The following is an 18,611-nucleotide window of genomic DNA, read 5'->3' as shown; positions in this document are numbered from 1 at the left end:
AGATCCTCGCGACGTCACGTAATAAATTGGAAGGTTTGACCCCCGCCGACCCCCCTTAATATTGTGGCAACAATATAAAACGATAAACGAAGCGGCGTGTTACGGGCGCGCTGCCACCTGTACACTCACGAGGGAAGAGAATCGCATGAGAAAGCTTGCGACGAGTATATCTGTTATCGCGGCAACGGCCGGGGGGGCCTTTGCCGGTGGACTTGATCGGACCGGCCAGACAATCAACGCCCTGTTCGAAGCGGGCGGCGAGAATGGCCACTATCTCGAACTGTCCTTTGCCCATACCACTCCGGATCTCTCGGGCGAAGGTGTCGGTCGAGAATTCGACGCACCGCTGGATGTGTTCAACATCAGCGGCGGCACCAAGTATAACGATGTCGGCAATTCCTTCTGGAATGTCGGCGCGGCGATCAAGTACCAGTTCAGCGACCGTGTCTCGGGCGCGCTGATCTTCGACCAACCTTACGGCGCCGATATCGAGTATAATGGCGATCCGGGAACGACGGAGCTTGGCGGCACCTTCGCCCGGGCCGACACCAACGCCCTGACGGCCTTGCTGCGCTACAAGTTCAACGAACGCTGGAGCGCCCATGGCGGCCTGCGCTACCAGACAGTCGAGGGCGAGATTGGCCTGAGCGGCCTGTCGTATGGCCTGACCAGCGAACAGATCGGACAGGTACGGGCTGGCGCGGCGGCAGGCCTTGTGGCGAGCGGCATTCCCGAGGCCATCGCGGCGGCTGCGGCCGCGAGCGTGACGGTGCCTTCGGTCAATGGCTATGACGTCAAGCTTGACAGGGACGAAGCCCTGGGCTGGGTGGCCGGTGCGGCCTACGAGATTCCGGAGATCGCGCTCCGCGTCGCGCTGACCTATTCCTCCGAGATCACCCATAACATGCAGACGACCGAAAACGGCCTCGCCGCCTACGGCCTGCCGGACGGTCTGACCTCGACCACCGAAGTGAAGACGCCGCAATCGGTCAACGTGGAATTCCAGACCGGCGTGGCCGAGGACACGTTGCTCTTTGGCTCGGTCCGCTGGGTGGACTGGAGCGTGTTCCGCATCGATCCCAAATATTTCACCGACGTCACCGGAGTTGGCCTGGTTGAGCTGGAAGATACGACGACCTACCAGCTCGGTGTCGGACGCCAGTTGACCGAGCAATGGGCCGGCTCGCTGGCCGTCTCCTACGAGGCCGAAACCGACAAGCTGGTCTCGCCGCTGGCGCCGTCCAACGGCTTGTGGGCGCTGGCAGTCGGGGCGTCCTATGACATGGGCGACGTCAAGATCTCTGGCGGCGCCCGCTACACCTGGCTGGGCGATGCCCACCCGGAAACGGGGACGCCGGACGTACAGCGCGCCGATTTCGCCGACAACAACGCGCTCTCGCTGGGGCTGCGGATCGGTTACGATTTCTGATCCGGACCACGCTCGCGGACAGGGCCAGACCGGGCCGGACAGGAAAGGCCTCGCCGTATGGCGGGGCCTTTTTCGGTGCGGCGGATCGGGAAAGAGAAGATCGATCGAAGCGCATGTCGGGAGCGCCCTCGCCCCGTCTCATCGGCCCGTGATGGCTCTCGACGAGTTATCTGTCTTGAAGCTGGCCGGTCTGCGATCCATGTCGTATAAGCGGTGTCAGGTGTGGCGAAAGGGGCAACCCCATGCGAATCCTTGTTTCTGTCGCGCTGGCCGTGGCGATCATGGCAGCATTGGTAATTGGTATAACGCTCGCGGGACGCGCAGTGTCCCGCTCGGCGGGACAAGCGGTTCGGGAAGGGCCCATGCGCAGCGGTTTCCTGCCGCGCGTCGCCTATATCCTGCTCTGGTTCCTGATCTTCGGCACCGCCAGCGGTTTCATCGGAGGCGCCTGATGGCACAAAAATTCGGCGGGAAATACTCGCCTGACGGAACGGATGATCGCCCCGGCACGCGCAGCGGCAACCTTCCCCCGCCAGCGTCGGCCAGTCTGCCCATCCGTGGCAAGGCGCGCGGCAACTTGCTCTATATCGCGCCGGTCCCCCTGCTCTTCACCGCCTTCGGACAGGACGCCGTCGGAATGGCGCTGGATTTTGCCGCTGCCGGCACGCTTTTTTTCGGTGCTTTCACCCTGTTCGAGGGGCTGAAGGCAGAGGCGGCTTTCGAGGAACGCAAGGTCGCCCGACGCCCGGCCATTCCGCGCAAGATCATCGCCGCGACCCTGGCCGGCCTCGGCGTTACCCTCGCCGCTTTCTCGCCCGAGACGGGCGGCATCGCCCAACCGCTGATTTATGGCGTTATCGCTACGATCCTCCACATTGCTGCCTTCGGCCTCGATCCGCTGTCGGACAAGAATGTCGAGGGCGTGGACCAGTTCCAGCAGGACCGCGTCGCCCGCGTCATCGACGAGGCCGAGGACCAGCTCGAGAAGATGGGGAGCGCTATTCAGCGCGCCGGGGATCGCAAGCTCGAGCGCCGTGTCGAGGGCTTCCAGGCGACGGCCCGACAGATGTGCCGCACCGTCGAGGAGGACCCGCGCGACCTGACCGCGGCGCGCAAGTTCCTCGTCGTCTACCTGCAGGGCGCCGCCGCGGCGACCGTCAAATTCGCCGATCTCTACGCCCGCAACCGTGACCCGGCGGCGCGCGAAAACTATGTTGCGCTGCTCGACGATCTGGAGCGCAATTTCTCCGCAAAGACGGAAACGCTGATGGTCTCGGATCGCACTGATCTGGATGTCGAGATCGAGGTGCTGCGCGATCGGCTGCAGCGCGAAGGCGTCAGAATGAATTGACCATCGAATTTCAGGAAGGAACAGGACATGTCGCAGGAAATCCAGGCCAAGGCCACCGAGGTCGAAACGCAAGTCAAGGAAGTCACGGAAGTGCTGCTGCCCGAACCCGCCCCGGCCGCGGATATCGTGCCGCTTGAAAAGGCCGATGCGGAGCTTGGCACCGCCATTCGCAAGCGGATGGACGAGATTGACATGGGGGACACGAATTCTATCGTCTCCTTCGGCTCTGCCGCGCAGGCCGAACTGCAACAGATCTCGCAGGCGATGCTGGCCGATGTGAAGAACAAGGATGTGGGCCCCGCGGGCAACTCCCTGCGCGACATTGTCGGCACCATCCGTGGTTTCTCGGTCGACGAGCTGGACCCGAACCGCAAGCGCTCCTGGTGGGAGAGGCTGCTCGGAAAAGCGGAGCCGATCGCCAATTTCATGGCGAAATATGAGGATGTGCAGGGCCAGATCGACAAGGTCACCGACGACCTGCTCGGCCATGAGCACACGCTGCTGAAGGACATCAAGTCGCTCGACCTGCTCTATGACAAGACGCTGGCCTTCTATGACGAGCTGGCGCTCTATATTTCCGCCGGTGAGGCCAAGATCTCGGAGCTGGACACCACTGCCATCCCGGCCAAGGAAGCGGCGGTTCAGGCTGCGCCTGAGGGAGAACAGGTGATGGAGGCGCAGGAGCTGCGCGACCTGCGCGCCGCCCGCGACGACCTCGAACGCCGGGTGCACGATCTCAAGCTGACCCGTCAGGTCACGATGCAGTCCCTGCCCTCGATCCGCCTCGTGCAGGAGAATGACAAGAGCCTCGTCACCAAGATCAACTCGACCCTCGTCAACACCGTTCCGCTCTGGGAGACGCAACTGGCGCAGGCCATCACCATTCAGCGCTCGGCCGAGGCCGCGGATGCCGTTCGGGGCGCCAATGACCTGACCAACGAGTTGCTCACGGCCAATGCCAAGAACCTTCGATCGACCAACAAGACGGTGCGCGAGGAGATGGAGCGCGGCGTCTTCGATATTGAGGCGGTCAAACAGGCCAATGCGGACCTGATCGCGACGATCAACGAAAGTCTTCAGATCGCGGATGAAGGCAAGAAGCGGCGCGCGGCGGCCGAAGAGGATCTAATCACCATGGAACACGAGCTGCGCGACACGCTGGCCTCGGCCAAGGCGCGCGAAACCGGGCTGGGCGACACCACCGCCACTGCCGTGCCGTCGAACTGATCGATGATGGGCGGTCGTACCAGGCTTCGAGCCGGGCTGCTGGCGATGTCGCTGGCGGCATTGGCGGCGTGCGAGCCGACCGCCCCCATCACCTCCCCCACGCCGGCCGCGCGCCCCGAACGGGCCGCGCCCGAGCCGGAAAGCCAATCGCCGACGACACGGTCCCAGACCTCCTACGAGCTGGCGCGTTACTACAAGCGCGTGCAGGCAGACCTTCTGACGCAAGGATTGCTGCGCACCGATGGCGGCGGGCCCGACACGCCGTTCGCGGCCCATAACCTCGCCAATAATTTCGTCCGCATCGCGCTCTATGACGAATATGTCTCCCGTGGCGGTAGGCTGGTTGCGCAACAGACCGCCTCCCGCCTGCGCCGCTGGGAGATGCCTGTCCGGCTGCAGATGCATTTCGGCCAGACCATCGACCCCGCGCAGCGAACCCGCGACAGCAACGCGCTCGCGTCTTATTCCCGCCGGCTCCGGCAGGCCACGGGCCATTCGATCGCGATGGCGCAGTCCAATGGCAATTTCCATGTGCTCGTCATGCACGAGGATGATCGCCGCAAGTCCGGCCCGCTGCTGCGCCAGCTCGTGCCCGGCATCGATGAAACGGCCGTGCGCACGGTCGAGAACATGCCGCGCGAAACCTTCTGTCTCGTCTTCGCCTTCTCACGCGGAGAAAACCCCGCCTATACCCGCGCCGTGGCCGTGATCCGGGGCGAGCACCCGGACCTGCTGAGGCTTTCCTGTATCCATGAGGAAGTGGCGCAGGGGATGGGGCTGGCCAATGACAGTCCCAAGGCCCGCCCGTCAATCTTCAACGACGACGAGGAATTCGCGCTGCTGACGACGCATGACGAGTTGCTGCTGCGTATCCTCTACGACCGCCGCCTGCGCACCGGCATGGACGCAACCGAGGCCCGGCCCACCGTGACCCTGATTGCGAATGAACTGATGGGAGGAACCTGACGGACAGCCTGGGACCGGGGTCTTCCCCTGCCCGCGCGTCCCGTTGGTTTCCGGTCAATGTGATCCGAATGCTTGCCCGCCGCGTACACGGTGAAAGCAACGGAGGACATCATGAAAACTCTTCTCACAATCGCGCTGATCCTGACGGCGACCGGCGCCTCGTCGGCCGAATACTGCCTTGTGAAACGCAGCAACAGCGATCCGGTCAAGTGTTTCACCACCCTCGGACAATGCGAATCCAAGGCCAATCGCATGAATGGCTGGAATTGCGAGAAACGCTGACGCGCGACAGCTCCGCGGTGCTGGCAGCCCTTGCCGCCACGAATTGATCGTGGCGCACAGTATTATCGGCCCTCGGCTGTTGGATCGGCGGCGGCGCTGTGCCTATAGTCGTCGCACCTGTTTTCTTGCGAGGACCTGCTGATGGGCATTCTGGATTTTCTCTCCGGCCAATTTATCGACGTCATCCACTGGACAGACGATACCCGCGACACGATCGTGTTTCGTTTCGAGCGCGAGGGGCATGAGATCAAATACGGCGCCAAGCTGACGGTCCGCGAAGGTCAATCGGCTGTCTTCATCCATGAAGGCCAAATGGCGGATGTCTTCACCCCCGGTCTCTACATGCTCGAGACCAACAACATGCCGATCATGACGAGCTTGCAGCATTGGGATCACGGCTTCCAGTCGCCCTTCAAGAGCGAGATCTACTTCGTCAACACCAACCGGTTCACGGACCTCAAATGGGGCACCAAGAACCCGGTCATGCTGCGCGACCCCGAGTTTGGCCCGACCCGCATCCGCGCCTTCGGGACCTATTCGATCAAGGTGACGGACCCGGCACGGTTCATGATCGAGATCGTCGGCACCGATGGCGAGTTCACCACCGACGAGATCACCTTCCAGATCCGCAATATCATCGTGCAGGAAAGCTCCCGCGTGATGGCGGCCTCCGGCATACCAGTGCTCGACATGGCAGCGAATACCGGCGAGATGGGCAAGCTGATTGCCAAGGCCGTCTCGGAGACGCTCGCGGAATACGGCCTCACGATGCCAGAATTTTACATTGAAAACATATCCTTGCCGCCCGCTGTTGAAGCTGCGCTCGATAAGAGGACCTCGATGGGGCTGGCGGGAGACCTGAACAAGTTCACACAATATTCCGCCGCCGAGGCGATGACGGCCGCGGCCCAGAACCCGGGCGGAGGTGGCGGCATGGGCGCCGGGCTTGGCATGGGGATGGGCATGGCCATGGCCAACCAGATGTCCCAGGCTGGCCCGTGGGGCGCAGCCCCGCAACAGCACCCCGCGCAGCAGCCCTATCAGCCGGCCCCCGCTTCGGCCGCTCCCCCTCCGCCGCCGCCGGTGGAGCATGTCTGGCATGTCGCCAAGGCCGGCCAGACTTCCGGCCCCTTCTCCAAGGCGGATATGGGGCGCAAGGCGTCCAGCGGCGAACTGACCCGCGAGACCCATGTCTGGACCCCGGGTCAGGATGGCTGGAAGAAGGCCGAAGATGTGCAGGAACTGGCGCAACTTTTCACCATCCTGCCGCCCCCGCCGCCGCCCGGCATCTGAGAAAACAGGTGACGCGCCGCCTTTGACAAGCGCGCTTGATCGTCAAGGACACATCCACGCCCTGTCAGGAAACTGGCGGGGCGTCTTGCCATTGCGCACGGGGGCTCCGCCACCATCGACAGTGCCCGAAGTATTTTTCAAAGGATGAGCACATGTTCGACGGAACGCAGGCGGGCTTCCGTATCAAGAGCATCAAGCAAGCCCACCCAAGGACCACATCGTGCCCCGTCAAGAGATCCTCGTTGCCCTCGCCGTCACCGCAGCCTCCGTAACCGCCGCCGTCGCCCTGAAAGCCGATGCTCAGGACTACACACCCGCCGAAACCTTTTTCGATCTCAGCGACACGCCCGAGACCGGTATGTTCCCGCAAGGTGGCCCGAAACCCGGTGAAGGCAAACCCTCCGGCCCGCCGCCAACCCAGACGGACGAGACGCTGACAGAGGTCGTGGTGGGGCCTGCGCGGTTCACGGTCGATTATCCGATCTTCGAGGATTTCACTGCTCTGCCTGGTGACGTCGTCTACAGGCGAGAACCGGTCCAGGGCTTTGACCGCCCGGATGGCGACGAAAACTTCTATGAGGTGGTTCTTGTCGAGAGCATGAATGTCAGCTGGGTGCAGGCTGCGATCCTGGCCGAGGGCGAAGGCGGCTATCTCGCCTCCCTGACCTCACCGGAAGAGACCGCCTTTGTGTTCGGGCTCGTCGATGACGACGCGTATTTCTGGGAGTTCCCGGACGATTACACGCCGGACAGCCATTACCGCATCAAGATCGGCCCGTTCCTTGGCGGCGTCCGCGTCTCCGAAACCGAGGATTCCCTTGACGGCTGGCAATGGCTCTCCGGCGAGCCCTGGGAGTACACGAACTGGGTGCAGAACCTTGATGATGGCATCACGGATCGCGACCCGCGCAACAACACCCAGCCGAATGGCAAGGGCCGCCAGAACGTGATGGGGTTCGGCGAGTTGAACGAGCCGGTTCCAACCTGGGGCGATTACTGGGACACCGTTTCGCACTATGGCGAGCGCAGGATGCCCTCGGGCTACAACATGGGCTTCATCATTGAATATGATGAAATGCCGGGCTGAAACGCGTGAGCGTTGGCAGTACGGCTGAGCTCAGCGCGCGTTGAGCACGGTCTGCACAGCGGACGGGTGAAAGTGCGACGACCGCTCGTCACGCTATGCGCGACCCCGGCAACAACCACCGAGCACCCGCCCCGTCATGCGGCTTCGATCGTCCGATGGAGTCACTTCTTCAGCTTTGCCAGCGCCGCGTGCAGTTTCGGCTCATACTCAGCGGTGTAGCTCCAGACCAGCGCCCGGATCTTGCCGTCGCGCAGGATCGCGACCCCGTCGAATTCCGCCGGCGAGACGCCCAACTTCTCAAGTTTGCTGCCGTGGTAGAGGCAGGTGAAACTGGCCCTGTCACCGTCCAGCGTGAGATTTGCGAACTCGACCCGGCCATTGTCCTTGTAGGTGCCGCTCCACCAGGCGCCGATCTGCTCCTTGCCGACAAGCGCCGGCGCCGGCATTCGACTGGACGCAGGCACGACCGTGAACATCGCGTCTTCGGTCAGAAACGCGACGGCGGCCTCGATATCCCCTGCCGAAACTGCCTCATAGGCCGCCTCGACGACGAAGGTGTCCGTGCTGTCTGCCGCGCAGGCGTTCGGCACGGTGAGCGTCAGCGCAAGAGCCAGCGCCGCCACAAGATATGTCAGCTTTTTATGTGACATGGTCTCCTTCCTTTCTGGTTCGCGCCCGCAACCAGCGCCGCCGAACGGGCGCGAATTGACAGTACATTGACGCAAGGTCACCCGCCATGATCCACGTCATGTCCGCGCACGGATTCGTCCCGCCATCCACAGCCGCGTCGGGTTTCGCGCACGCAAAGGCTTGACCATGCCGGAGTCTCGGGCATAGCTCAGGGCGCAATTTGCCGTGGCACGCAGGTCGAGGAGGACACGCATTGTCCGACACTGGATTTTCCGAAGAAGAAGAGGCCCGCGTGGCCGAGAAACACCGTTTCCCCTGCCCGGCCTGCGGCTCGGATCTGCGGTTCTCAGCCGACAAGGGCGATCTGGTGTGCGACCATTGCGGGCATGTCGAACATGTCTCGGCGGTTGGGCGCGAACAGTGGGACGGCGCGCTGCGCGAACTGGATTACGAGGCCGCGCTGCGTCAACAGTTCCCCGTGGAGGAAGTCGTCGAGTTCAAGGCGGCGCATTGCGACAGTTGCGGCGCCGATATCGAGATGTCCCAGCTCGAGCAGGCCAAGGAATGCCCTTTCTGCGCCTCGCCCATCGTCACCGATACCGGCGCGCATCGACAACTCAAGCCGCAAGCCCTTCTGCCCTTCAGGCTCGACGAGAAGAGCGCGCATCAGAAGATGTCGGACTGGCTTGGCCGGCTCTGGTTCGCACCAAACGGGCTGAAGGAATATGCCCGCAAGGGGCGCAGGATGACCGGGATCTACGTCCCCTACTGGACCTATGATGCCGATACGCGCAGCCGCTATTCGGGCCAGCGCGGCGACGATTATTACACCACGCGGACGCGGGTGGTGGACGGCAAGACCCGGACGGAACGGGTCCGCAAGACGCGCTGGCGGCGGGTGACGGGCCGCGTGGCGCGGGACTTCGACGATGTGCTGGTGCTCGCCTCCGACAGCTTGCCGCGCGACTATACCGATGCGCTGGAGCCGTGGGATCTGGGCGAGCTGGTGCCCTATGATCCGAGCTATCTCGCGGGCTATGCCGCAGAGGGCTACTCCGTCGAGCTGAAACCCGGCTTCTCGATCGCGCGGCAGAAGATGGATGCGGTGATCGCCACCGATATCCGCCGCGATATCGGCGGCGACCATCAACGGATTTCCTCTGTGGATACTGACGTCTCCGGCATCACCTTCAAGCATATCCTGCTGCCGATCTGGATGGCTGCTTACAAGTTCCGCGGCACGTCCTACCGCTTCGTGGTCAATGCACGCACCGGCGAGGTGAAGGGCGAGCGGCCCTGGTCGGCCTGGAAGATCGCGCTGGCCGTCTTGCTGGGGATCGTGGTTGCGGGCGGCCTGCTCTATCTCAACCAAGCGCAATAGCCGCCCGGCCCCGAGCTTCTACCCCGCTCCATATGGCGACGGGCGGTCAGCCGCGCCGGATGCTGACCCGCCGCGAGGGCTCATCCTCCGGCGACCGCCGGGCAATCTGGATCGTCAGCACGCCATCGTGAAGCACGGCATCCACCTTCTCGCCATCCGCGTCGGGCGGCAGGCGGAAGGACCGGCTGAACGCCCCGTATTGCCGCTCGCTGAAGAACCAGGTCTCGCCCTTCTCTTCGCGCTCGGTCTTCTTCTCGCCGGTCAGCGTGACGACGCCCTCGTCGACGGACAGGTGGACATCCTCCTCTGCGACGCCCGGAAGTTCCACGCTGATCCGATAGGCCGCCCTGTCGCCCGAAGCCTCCGCGGCCGGAGCAACCCATTCGGAGAGCCGCTCTCCCAATCCCCGGAAGGGCTCATACAGGTTTGGCCAGAAACCGCTGGTATGGGATTTTTCGACCATTTGCGCCTCCTCTGACTGATATCTGCAACGGGGCGATTTTATCATCTCCCCCGCTAGACCGCCTTGATCTGGTCCCGCGACACGAGGAGCGGTGGACCTTCGGTCAATCCCGGCCTAGTTAGCGAAAAGCCCTCTATTCGAAGGAGAGACCCAGAATGATCCTCTGTGCCGGCGAAGCCCTGATCGACATGCTGCCGCGCCTGTCCACGGCAAACGAACCCTCCTTCGCCCCGGTCGCAGGCGGTTCGGTTTTCAACACCGCCATCGCGCTTGGGCGTCTCGACCGGCCGGTCAAGTTCTTCACCGGCCTCTCCACCGATCTTTTCGGTACCAAGCTCGAGGAGTCGCTGACCGCCTCCAATGTCGATGCGAGCCTGTGCAACCGGTCCGACCGGCCGACCACGCTGGCCTTTGTAGAGCTGACGGACGGCCATGCCAAATATGCCTTCTATGACGAGAACACCGCCGGACGGCTGCTCGCGGAGGAAGACCTGCCCGCGCCGGCCGCGCTTGACGGCATTGACGCGCTCTTCTTCGGCGGCATCTCCCTGCCCGTCGAGCCCTGCGGCGCCACCTATGAAGCGTTGGCCCTGCGCGAGGCCGCGGGCAAGCTGGTGATGATGGATCCCAATATCCGCCCCGGGTTTATCAAGGACGAGCCGACCTATCGCGCCCGGCTCGACAAGATGCTTGGCGTGGCCGATATCGTAAAAGTTTCGGACGAGGACCTGGAATGGATCGCGGGCACGGGCGAGATCGGAGATCTGGCCCGGCAACTGCTCGCCCGTGGGCTGAAGATCGTCTGCGTGACCAAGGGCAAGGACGGCGTGACCGCCTACATGGACGGCCGCGAGATTTCCGTCGGGACCGAGATGGTCGAGGTGGTGGACACGGTCGGCGCGGGCGACACGTTCAACGCGGGCTTCCTCGCCGGGCTGGACCGGGCGGGCAAGCTGTCCAAAGCCGCCGTGGCCACGCTGAGCGACGCCGAGATCACCGACGCCCTGACACTGGGCAACCGCGCCGCCTCGGTCACCGTTTCCCGCGCGGGTGCCAACCCGCCGACCGCGGCGGAACTCGGCCTGTGAGAGCACTGATCCAGCGGGTCACCCAAGCGTCGGTCACGGTCGATGGCGCGGTGATCGGCGAGATCGGCGCGGGTGTGCTGGCGCTGGTCTGCGCGATGCGCGGAGACAGCGACGCGGAGGCTGAGAAGCTGGCCGCCAAGCTCTCCAAGCTGCGCATTTTCGAGGATGAAGCGGGCAAGATGAACCGCTCGCTGCTCGACACTGGCGGCGAAGCGCTGGTGGTCAGCCAGTTCACGCTGGCCGCCGACACCTCGCGCGGCAATCGCCCCGGTTTCTCCGAGGCCGCCGCGCCCGAGGACGGCAACCGCCTCTACGAGCATTTCGCCGCCCACCTGGCGAGCCTCGGGCCAAAGGTCGAGACCGGACGCTTCGGCGCCGACATGAAAGTCGCGCTGCTCAATGACGGTCCGGTGACGATCTGGCTGGAGATTTCTCCTCAAACTGCCTGATCCTTGGGCAGCGAGCCTGCGAAACCCGCAGTCGATTCCGCCCGATGCCCGCTCAAGAGGCATTTTCCGTGCGTTTTTGTCCCTCAGCCGCTCGCAACCTGTTGTGCCAGCCAGATGTGCTTGCAAAGGTGAAGGCATGAGCGAAAAGACCAGTTTCTTCGATGAGTTGCACGGGCACGGGGACAGTCCCCGCCCGCCCTATGGCGACTATCACACTTGGTTTCAGGGCGAGGATCTGGCGCGGCTGCGCAAGAAATCCTCGGATGCCGAGACCTTTTTCCGCCGCACCGGCATCACCTTCAATGTCTACGGGGAAGCGGATGCCGACGAGCGCCTGATCCCTTTTGACATTGTCCCGCGCGTCCTCTCGGCGCGCGAATGGTCCCGGCTCGAACGCGGCATCGACCAACGCGTCCGCGCGATCAACGCCTTCCTGCACGATATCTATCACCGGCAGGAGATCATCCGCGCCGGCCGGGTGCCGGTCGAGCTGATCGCGCAGAACGACGCCTTCCTGCCGCAGATGATCGGCGTGCAACCGCCGGGCGGGGTCTATACCCATATCGTCGGCACCGATCTGGTGCGCACCGGCGAGGATGAGTTCTACGTGCTCGAGGACAATGCCCGCACGCCCTCCGGCGTCTCCTACATGCTTGAGAACCGCGAGACGATGCTGCAGATGTTCCCCGAGCTCTTCAGCAAGATCCGTGTTCGCCCGGTGCAGGACTACCCCACCCGGCTCTCCCGCTCGCTCTCCGCCTGCGCGCCGCCGAAATGCGAAGGTAAACCGGTCGTGGCGGTGCTGACGCCGGGCATCCACAACTCCGCCTATTTCGAACACTCCTTTCTCGCCGACAATATGGGCGCGGAGCTGGTCGAGGGGCATGATCTGCGTGTCGTGGACGGGCGCATCGCCATGCGCACGACGCGCGGCTACAAGGCGATCGACGTACTCTATCGCCGCGTCGATGACGATTTCCTCGACCCGCTGAATTTCCGTCCTGACTCTGTACTCGGCATTCCCGGCATCATGGATGTCTACCGCTCCGGCGGCATCACCATCGCCAACGCGCCGGGCACCGGCATCGCCGATGACAAGGCGATCTATTCCTACATGCCCGATATCGTCGAGTTCTATACCGGCGAGAAAGCGATCCTGCAGAACGTGCCGACCCATCGTTGCTCGGAAGCCGACAGCCTGGCTTACGTACTCGACAATCTCGCCGAGCTGGTGGTCAAGGAAGTGCATGGCTCGGGCGGCTACGGCATGCTGGTCGGTCCGGCGGCGTCAAAAAAGGAGATCGCCGCCTTCCGCGAGAAGCTGATCGCGCGGCCGAGCAACTACATCGCCCAGCCGACGCTGGCGCTGTCGACCGTGCCGATCCTGGCCAAGTCCGGGCTCGCGCCGCGCCATGTCGACCTGCGCCCCTTCGTGCTGGTTTCGCCCAAGGGCATCGACCTGACGCCGGGCGGGCTGACGCGGGTGGCGCTCAAGGCCGGATCGCTGGTGGTGAACTCGTCGCAAGGCGGCGGCACCAAGGACACCTGGGTTCTGGAGGAATAACATGCTCGGAAAGACCGCCGGCGGCCTCACCTGGATGTTCCGCTACCTGGAACGCTGTGAAACCAGTTCCCGCCTGATCGAAACCGGATTTCGCAATGCGCTGACCCGCCCCGCCACCGCCGCCGATGAGTGGGCCGCCGTGCTGGACGCCTCGGGCGCGCGCAAGGCCTATCTGGAGCGCCACGCCGCCTTTGAACAATCTGCCGTGGTCGACTTCCTGTTGCGGGACAAGTCGAACCCCTCCTCCGTGCTCTCCTGTGTCGAAAACGCCCGGATGAATGCGCGGCTCGTCCGCACCGCGCTCTCGCGCGAGGTCTGGGAAGCGGTCAACGAATGCTGGATGGTGCTCAAAGGGGCGCTCGTCCACAAGGTCAACGACCGGGACCTGCCCGAGGTGTTGGCGCTGATCCGGCAACAGAACGCGCTGGTGCGCGGCGCCACGCACGGGACGATGCTGCGCAACGATGTCTTCAATTTCTGCCGTATCGGGACCTTCCTCGAACGCGCCGATGCGACCGCGCGGATCCTTGACGTGAAATACTACGTCCTGCTGCCGTCGATCAGCCATATCGGCTCGGCGCTGGACAATGTCCAATGGGAGAACATCCTGCGCGCCGTCGGCGCCCGGTCTTCCTATCGCTGGCTGAACGGGCCGGACATCTCGGCGCAAGGAATCGCGGACTTCCTCATACTCGACCACCGAATGCCGCGCAGCCTTACCTTCTGCATCGAAAAAGTGGCGTCGAACCTGCGATACCTCGCGCTTGAATATGGCGAGCGCAAGAACAGTCAGGTTAAGGTCGAGGAGATGCTGGTGAAACTTGAAGAGGCCGAGATCGAGAAGATCTTCGAAGAGGGCCTGCACGAGTTCATCCTCGACTTGCTCGCTGATGTGGCGGAACTGACCGCCAATATCGAAACCGATTATCGTTTTTACGGGTAACCCATGCGCCTGAAGATCCTTCACCGGACCACATATAGCTATTCGGACCCCGTGCCCTACGCGCTGCAGCAGCTCCGCCTGACAGCCAAGGACCGCCCCTGCCAAAAGGTTTTCGACTGGAAGATCGAGGTGACCGGCGGGCGCAAGGAGTTGAGCTTTGAGGATCAGAATGCCAACCAGGTCGTTCTGATTTCCTATCATGGCGACGGGCATGAGATCGTCGTCGAGGCCACGGGCGAGGTCGAGACCCGGGACACATCCGGCGTGTCTGGCCAGCACGGTGGATTCGCGCCGCTCTGGCTCTTCCAGCGACCCACAGACCTGACCCGACAAGGAAATGGAATTCGGAGCCTTGTCAAAGGTTTGAACGCCGATATTGAAGACCCCATCGCGCGTTGCCACGCATTGTCCGAACGGGTCCTGGAAGCGGTGAAATACGAGAAGGGCCAGACCGGGACCGAAACCAGCGCCGAGGCCGCGCTGACAGCCGGCACGGGCGTCTGTCAGGATCACGCCCATGTCTTCATCGCCGCCGCCCGGCAGCTCGGTTTCCCTGCGCGCTATGTCTCCGGCTATCTTTTCATGGAAGAAACCGAGCAGCAGGACGCCAGCCATGCCTGGGCAGAAGTCCATATCGCGGGGCTCGGCTGGGTCGGGTTCGACGTGCCCAACGAGGTCTGCCCCGACGAACGCTATGTGCGGGTCGCCACCGGGCTCGACTATTCCGAAGCCGCGCCAATCTCGGGTCTGAATTTTGGCGCCCAGGGCGAGAAACTTGGCGTGGATATCAAGGTCAGCCGGGTCGCGCAGAGCCAACAGCAGCAACAGAGCTGATACCCGACTAAAAAATTCAGGATTGACGTTTCCGACTCTTTTGCTAGGTTATCTCCAGTCACCCTGGAGACCCCGATCATGCCTTGTCGCGAATGTACTGCCAGCACAGGACCGATGCGCCGTCTCGGCATCTGCCTGCATGCCTTTGCGCTATTCAAGCCGATCCGGTTTCTCCAAACAGAGCCGCTTCTTGACTGGACAGAGGAAAACAGATGAGCCTGATGCGTGAGATCGGACTGCCCGACACCGCCACCGAACCCCGCCCCGCTTACGATGCGCGGATCATGACCGGAACCGATGGCCTGGCCCATATTGTGCTGGACGAAAAGGTTTACACGCTGCGGATTACCAGGGCCGGTAAGCTGATCCTCACCAAATAATGGCATCACGGGCAGGCCGCTCGATGAAACACGGATCGGGTCGCGCGATCCTGTCGTTTCACGAGGTTGCCATGTCCCGCCCGCCTGCTCTGCCCGTCTCCCCCTGCATTGACATCTGTCATTATAGCCGGCGCGGGCATTGCAGCGGCTGCTCAATGACGCAAGCACAGAAACGCCTCTTTGCCGGCCTCAAGAACAGGGAGCAGCGGGCGGAATTTGTCCAGATGATCCGGGACCAGCAGTCGATCATGGGCGGCTATGATCCCTGGGCCGCGGTCTATGCTGAAAAGGTGCGAAACAACCCGGACGGCGAATCGATCTCTCCCTCCGGGGCAAAGACGGACAGCACGCCAGAGCCCGAAAGAGGGTAAACCCTCGAATTTTCGGGATTTCACCGAACCAGGCATTTCGGAGCCTCTCCAGGTCGCTCCATCCAATCGTCTGAGCGGCAGGATTCGAGCCTCATCTCCGGTCGCACGGTCAGAGACAGAGCCGGAAATGCTCTCGGGCGGAAGAAATGCGCCAGTTGCACTTGCACTCGCCGGGGCCGCCGGGTCATGTGCCTTCATGGACAAGACAGCGGACATCCTTTGCATCGGATCGGTTCTCTGGGACGTTATCGGACGTACCCCGCGCTCCATGGCGGTTGGCCATGACGTGCCGGGACGGATATCCCGCCTGCCGGGTGGCGTCGCGATGAACATTGCCATGGCGCTGGTGCGCGAAGGGCTGCGGCCGGCGCTCCTGACGGTGCTGGGCGAGGATGGCGAGGGACGTGAACTCGCGCGGGCGGCGGAAAAAATGGGGATGGCGACGGAGTTCGTCACCTGGTCAGAGAGCCTGCCCACCGATCAATACATGGCCATCGAGGCGGAGAACGGGCTTGTCGCCGCGATTGCCGACGCCCATTCGCTGGAACGCGCCGGCGACAGCATTCTCGAACCGCTGGCCGATGGCCGGCTCGGCTCCATCGATCGGCCTTGTGCGGGGGTGATCGCGCTGGATGGCAACCTGACCGAAAGCCTGCTCTCAAGAATTGCCGATAACCCGCTCTTTTCCCGTGCAGATCTCCGCATTGCCCCCGCCTCACCCGGCAAGGCGAACCGGTTGGTGCCGCTGCTCACGCACCCGAATGCCACGATCTATGTCAACCGGATCGAGGCCGGGCTGATCTGCGACAAGAAATTCCCCACCGCCCAGGCCGGCGCCGAAGGCCTGCGCGAGATGGGCGCGCGGCGCGTGCTTGTCACGGATGGCGGCGCGCCAATGGCCGAGGCCGGGCCGGACGGGGTCCGAACCGCCACCCCTCCGCAAGTCACGGTCAATCGCGTGACCGGCGCTGGTGACACGTTCATGGCCGCTCATATCGCCGCCGAGGCCCGAGGTCAGGCCGGAAACTTTGCGCTGGAGGCCGCGCTCGGCATCACAGCCGCCTATATCTCGGAGACAGGTTCTTGACGCTTCCCATTGTTTTTTCATCAGAAATCGCCGAATCCCGTGCATCTGACGGAGCCATCGTCGCGCTTGAGAGCACCATCATCACGCATGGCATGCCCTACCCGCAAAACCTTGAAACCGCGCGGCGGGTCGAGGCGACGGTGCGCGAATCCGGGGCAACGCCTGCAACCATCGCCGTTCTGAACGGCACGCTCCATATCGGGTTGGAGCCGGCTGAATTGGAAGCGCTGGCCCGGGCGAAGGATGTCGCCAAGGTCAGCCGCGCCGATCTTGCAGTCACCATGGCGCGTGGTGGCAATGGCGCAACGACCGTCGCCGCGACCATGATCGCCGCCCAGATCGCCGGTATCGACGTCTTCGCCACGGGCGGCATTGGCGGCGTTCACACGGGCGCGGAGACCAGCTTCGATATCTCGGCCGACCTTCAGGAACTCGCCCAGACCGCTGTCACCGTCATCTGCGCCGGCGCAAAGGCGATACTCGACCTGAACAAGACCTTCGAAGTTCTTGAAACTCTTGGCGTTCCCGTGATTGCCTATGGGCAGGACGAACTCCCGGCTTTCTGGTCGCGTGTCTCCGCCATCCCGGCCCCCCTGCGCATGGACAGTGCAGCCGAGATCGCGGCCGCGCAGGAAATGCGCAGCGCACTCGGCCTGCCCGGCGGACAGCTCGTCGCCAACCCGATCCCCGCCGAGGCCGAGATCACCGCGGAGATCCTCGCGCCGGTCATCGCTCAGGCCCAGGCGGACGCGGATGCGGCCGGCATTTCGGCCAAGGCGGTCACGCCCTTCCTGCTCCAGCGCATTTTCGAACTGACCGAGGGGCGCTCACTGGAAGCAAATATCGCGCTCGTTCTGAACAATGCACGTCTGGCCGCTGAAATCTCACGCGAAATTGTGGCCGCACGCCGGAAATGACCGTGTGAACACAGAGCCCACCCTTGCGCCGCAACACCCCGCTTCATAACTTTTCGCGGGAAGGAAACCACGTCAGATCATGCCACATCGCGACCGCCACCAGACGCAGCAGCCGACGCACCCTCCACGTCGTCGGCGGATCCTGTCGACGCTGCGCAATTCCTTCCTGACCGGTCTCGTCGTGATCGCGCCGGTCGGCCTGACCGTCTGGCTGATCTGGACCGTTGTCGGCTGGGTCGATTCCTTCGTCCTGCCGTTCGTGCCCGAGCCCTACAAGCCGGAGACAATCTTCAAGGAACTCCTCGGCGAGGATACCCGGGTCAATATCCGCGGCGTCGGGGTCGTCTTCTTCCTTGTCTTTACCGTGTTGATCGGCTGGATCGCCAAAGGGCTGATCGGGCGCTCGCTGATTGACTGGGCCGAGGGGCTGATCGACCGTATGCCGATCGTGCGGACCATCTACAACGCGCTCAAGCAGATCGCCGAGACCGTCTTCGCCCAGACCGAGACGAATTTCGACAAGGCCTGCCTGATCCAGTATCCGCGCGAGGGGCTTTGGGCGATTGCCTTCGTCTCGACCCACGCCAAGGGCGAGGTTGCGCGCCGGGTGCCACGGGACAACCGGGTAATCTCGGTCTTCCTGCCGACAACGCCGAACCCGACATCCGGCTTTCTGCTCTTCGTTCCGGAGGCGGATATTATCTATCTGGACATGTCGGTGGAGGATGCGGCCAAGCTCGTGATCTCCGCCGGCCTGGTCTACCCGCCCGACATGGGCGCGGAATTGCCCAAGACCCCGGACGGAATTCCCTACGAGGTCGAGGCCGAACGCCAGCGCGACAAGCTGGACGCCTGAGCCACGGCGCGGG

At 63.3% G+C, this 18,611-nt stretch carries 21 protein-coding genes; 19 read left to right on the top strand and 2 right to left on the bottom strand.

The window, feature by feature from the left end:
• Positions 1 to 145 precede the first annotated feature (145 nt).
• From R3X27_RS03085 to R3X27_RS03050, 8 genes are all read left to right on the top strand, one after another.
• Positions 146 to 1,429 (top strand): OmpP1/FadL family transporter, encoded by a 1,284-nt coding sequence (locus R3X27_RS03085; protein ID WP_317707357.1) that lies wholly within the window; start codon positions 146 to 148, stop codon positions 1,427 to 1,429.
• A 242-nt stretch (positions 1,430 to 1,671) separates the two neighbouring features.
• Entirely contained in the window at positions 1,672 to 1,881 is a 210-nt protein-coding gene (locus R3X27_RS03080) for a hypothetical protein (protein ID WP_317707356.1), read from the top strand.
• Positions 1,881 to 2,780 carry a 5-bromo-4-chloroindolyl phosphate hydrolysis family protein gene (locus R3X27_RS03075; protein ID WP_317707355.1) on the top strand — a complete coding sequence of 300 codons (900 nt, stop codon included), beginning with the start codon at positions 1,881 to 1,883 and terminating at the stop codon, positions 2,778 to 2,780. Before R3X27_RS03080 ends, R3X27_RS03075 begins: the two co-directional genes overlap by 1 nt.
• A gap of 27 nt (positions 2,781 to 2,807) precedes the next feature.
• Positions 2,808 to 4,007, top strand: a complete 1,200-nt coding sequence (locus R3X27_RS03070) for a toxic anion resistance protein (RefSeq protein WP_317707354.1) — start codon at positions 2,808 to 2,810, stop codon at positions 4,005 to 4,007.
• Positions 4,008 to 4,010: 3 nt separating this feature from the next.
• The gene (locus R3X27_RS03065) at positions 4,011 to 4,973 is read left to right on the top strand and encodes a DUF2927 domain-containing protein (RefSeq protein ID WP_317707353.1); all 963 of its coding nucleotides are present in this window, start codon (positions 4,011 to 4,013) and stop codon (positions 4,971 to 4,973) included.
• 111 nt (positions 4,974 to 5,084) lie between these two features.
• Positions 5,085 to 5,255, top strand: coding sequence for a hypothetical protein (locus tag R3X27_RS03060; RefSeq protein ID WP_317707352.1), 171 nt, complete (start codon positions 5,085 to 5,087; stop codon positions 5,253 to 5,255).
• Between the two features lie 141 nt (positions 5,256 to 5,396).
• Complete coding sequence (locus R3X27_RS03055) at positions 5,397 to 6,548, top strand: SPFH domain-containing protein (protein ID WP_317707351.1); 1,152 nt, start codon at positions 5,397 to 5,399, stop codon at positions 6,546 to 6,548.
• 220 nt (positions 6,549 to 6,768) lie between these two features.
• Entirely contained in the window at positions 6,769 to 7,635 is an 867-nt protein-coding gene (locus R3X27_RS03050) for a hypothetical protein (protein WP_317707350.1), read from the top strand.
• A 161-nt stretch (positions 7,636 to 7,796) separates the two neighbouring features.
• Here the strand turns inward: R3X27_RS03050 and R3X27_RS03045 are convergent, their stop codons facing one another.
• The gene (locus tag R3X27_RS03045; RefSeq protein ID WP_317707349.1) at positions 7,797 to 8,285 is read right to left on the bottom strand and encodes a nuclear transport factor 2 family protein; all 489 of its coding nucleotides are present in this window, start codon (positions 8,283 to 8,285) and stop codon (positions 7,797 to 7,799) included.
• Positions 8,286 to 8,518: 233 nt separating this feature from the next.
• On the opposite strand from R3X27_RS03045, the gene R3X27_RS03040 reads away from it, so the two are divergent.
• A complete protein-coding gene (locus R3X27_RS03040) occupies positions 8,519 to 9,646 on the top strand; it encodes a TFIIB-type zinc finger domain-containing protein (protein ID WP_317707348.1) in 1,128 nt (375 codons plus the stop codon).
• Positions 9,647 to 9,692: 46 nt separating this feature from the next.
• Here the strand turns inward: R3X27_RS03040 and R3X27_RS03035 are convergent, their stop codons facing one another.
• Entirely contained in the window at positions 9,693 to 10,109 is a 417-nt protein-coding gene (locus R3X27_RS03035) for an Hsp20/alpha crystallin family protein (protein WP_317707347.1), read from the bottom strand.
• Between the two features lie 155 nt (positions 10,110 to 10,264).
• On the opposite strand from R3X27_RS03035, the gene R3X27_RS03030 reads away from it, so the two are divergent.
• From R3X27_RS03030 to R3X27_RS02985, 10 genes are all read left to right on the top strand, one after another.
• Positions 10,265 to 11,197 carry a carbohydrate kinase gene (locus R3X27_RS03030; RefSeq protein ID WP_317707346.1) on the top strand — a complete coding sequence of 311 codons (933 nt, stop codon included), beginning with the start codon at positions 10,265 to 10,267 and terminating at the stop codon, positions 11,195 to 11,197.
• Positions 11,194 to 11,646: a D-aminoacyl-tRNA deacylase gene (dtd, locus tag R3X27_RS03025; RefSeq protein ID WP_317707345.1), complete on the top strand. Its 453-nt coding sequence runs from the start codon at positions 11,194 to 11,196 to the stop codon at positions 11,644 to 11,646. Before R3X27_RS03030 ends, dtd begins: the two co-directional genes overlap by 4 nt.
• Positions 11,647 to 11,782: 136 nt before the next feature.
• Complete coding sequence (locus R3X27_RS03020) at positions 11,783 to 13,210, top strand: circularly permuted type 2 ATP-grasp protein (RefSeq protein ID WP_317707344.1); 1,428 nt, start codon at positions 11,783 to 11,785, stop codon at positions 13,208 to 13,210.
• Position 13,211: 1 nt separating this feature from the next.
• Positions 13,212 to 14,153, top strand: coding sequence for an alpha-E domain-containing protein (locus R3X27_RS03015; protein ID WP_317707343.1), 942 nt, complete (start codon positions 13,212 to 13,214; stop codon positions 14,151 to 14,153).
• Between the two features lie 3 nt (positions 14,154 to 14,156).
• Entirely contained in the window at positions 14,157 to 14,987 is an 831-nt protein-coding gene (locus R3X27_RS03010; protein WP_317707342.1) for a transglutaminase family protein, read from the top strand.
• Positions 14,988 to 15,208: 221 nt separating this feature from the next.
• Complete coding sequence (gene hemP / locus R3X27_RS03005) at positions 15,209 to 15,367, top strand: hemin uptake protein HemP (protein ID WP_317707543.1); 159 nt, start codon at positions 15,209 to 15,211, stop codon at positions 15,365 to 15,367.
• Positions 15,367 to 15,738, top strand: a complete 372-nt coding sequence (locus R3X27_RS03000; RefSeq protein ID WP_317707341.1) for a DUF1289 domain-containing protein — start codon at positions 15,367 to 15,369, stop codon at positions 15,736 to 15,738. The genes hemP and R3X27_RS03000 overlap by 1 nt, the downstream gene beginning before the upstream one ends.
• Before the next feature lie 196 nt (positions 15,739 to 15,934).
• Positions 15,935 to 16,825 (top strand): PfkB family carbohydrate kinase, encoded by an 891-nt coding sequence (locus R3X27_RS02995; protein ID WP_317707340.1) that lies wholly within the window; start codon positions 15,935 to 15,937, stop codon positions 16,823 to 16,825.
• A complete protein-coding gene (locus R3X27_RS02990) occupies positions 16,822 to 17,742 on the top strand; it encodes a pseudouridine-5'-phosphate glycosidase (protein ID WP_317707339.1) in 921 nt (306 codons plus the stop codon). Before R3X27_RS02995 ends, R3X27_RS02990 begins: the two co-directional genes overlap by 4 nt.
• Positions 17,743 to 17,821: 79 nt before the next feature.
• The gene (locus R3X27_RS02985; RefSeq protein ID WP_317707338.1) at positions 17,822 to 18,598 is read left to right on the top strand and encodes a DUF502 domain-containing protein; all 777 of its coding nucleotides are present in this window, start codon (positions 17,822 to 17,824) and stop codon (positions 18,596 to 18,598) included.
• Positions 18,599 to 18,611 lie beyond the last annotated feature (13 nt).

The sequence above is a fragment of the Tropicimonas sp. TH_r6 genome, from assembly GCF_033101155.1.
Taxonomy (GTDB): Bacteria; Pseudomonadota; Alphaproteobacteria; order Rhodobacterales; family Rhodobacteraceae; genus Tropicimonas.
Note: the sequence above shows the minus strand (reverse complement) of the source record. Positions and strands in the feature narration are given on the sequence as shown.

Excerpts from the sequence above, each read along its gene's own strand:
- R3X27_RS03085 (WP_317707357.1), top strand. The coding sequence starts at position 146 with ATGAGAAAGCTTGCGACGAGTATATCTGTTATCGCGGCAACGGCCGGG.
- R3X27_RS03080 (WP_317707356.1), top strand. The coding sequence starts at position 1,672 with ATGCGAATCCTTGTTTCTGTCGCGCTGGCCGTGGCGATCATGGCAGCA.
- R3X27_RS03075 (WP_317707355.1), top strand. The coding sequence starts at position 1,881 with ATGGCACAAAAATTCGGCGGGAAATACTCGCCTGACGGAACGGATGAT.
- R3X27_RS03070 (WP_317707354.1), top strand. The coding sequence starts at position 2,808 with ATGTCGCAGGAAATCCAGGCCAAGGCCACCGAGGTCGAAACGCAAGTC.
- R3X27_RS03065 (WP_317707353.1), top strand. The coding sequence starts at position 4,011 with ATGATGGGCGGTCGTACCAGGCTTCGAGCCGGGCTGCTGGCGATGTCG.
- R3X27_RS03060 (WP_317707352.1), top strand. The coding sequence starts at position 5,085 with ATGAAAACTCTTCTCACAATCGCGCTGATCCTGACGGCGACCGGCGCC.
- R3X27_RS03055 (WP_317707351.1), top strand. The coding sequence starts at position 5,397 with ATGGGCATTCTGGATTTTCTCTCCGGCCAATTTATCGACGTCATCCAC.
- R3X27_RS03045 (WP_317707349.1), bottom strand. The coding sequence starts at position 8,285 with ATGTCACATAAAAAGCTGACATATCTTGTGGCGGCGCTGGCTCTTGCG.
- R3X27_RS03035 (WP_317707347.1), bottom strand. The coding sequence starts at position 10,109 with ATGGTCGAAAAATCCCATACCAGCGGTTTCTGGCCAAACCTGTATGAG.
- R3X27_RS03030 (WP_317707346.1), top strand. The coding sequence starts at position 10,265 with ATGATCCTCTGTGCCGGCGAAGCCCTGATCGACATGCTGCCGCGCCTG.
- R3X27_RS03020 (WP_317707344.1), top strand. The coding sequence starts at position 11,783 with ATGAGCGAAAAGACCAGTTTCTTCGATGAGTTGCACGGGCACGGGGAC.
- R3X27_RS03015 (WP_317707343.1), top strand. The coding sequence starts at position 13,212 with ATGCTCGGAAAGACCGCCGGCGGCCTCACCTGGATGTTCCGCTACCTG.
- R3X27_RS03010 (WP_317707342.1), top strand. The coding sequence starts at position 14,157 with ATGCGCCTGAAGATCCTTCACCGGACCACATATAGCTATTCGGACCCC.
- hemP (WP_317707543.1), top strand. The coding sequence starts at position 15,209 with ATGCGTGAGATCGGACTGCCCGACACCGCCACCGAACCCCGCCCCGCT.
- R3X27_RS03000 (WP_317707341.1), top strand. The coding sequence starts at position 15,367 with ATGGCATCACGGGCAGGCCGCTCGATGAAACACGGATCGGGTCGCGCG.
- R3X27_RS02995 (WP_317707340.1), top strand. The coding sequence starts at position 15,935 with ATGGACAAGACAGCGGACATCCTTTGCATCGGATCGGTTCTCTGGGAC.
- R3X27_RS02985 (WP_317707338.1), top strand. The coding sequence starts at position 17,822 with ATGCCACATCGCGACCGCCACCAGACGCAGCAGCCGACGCACCCTCCA.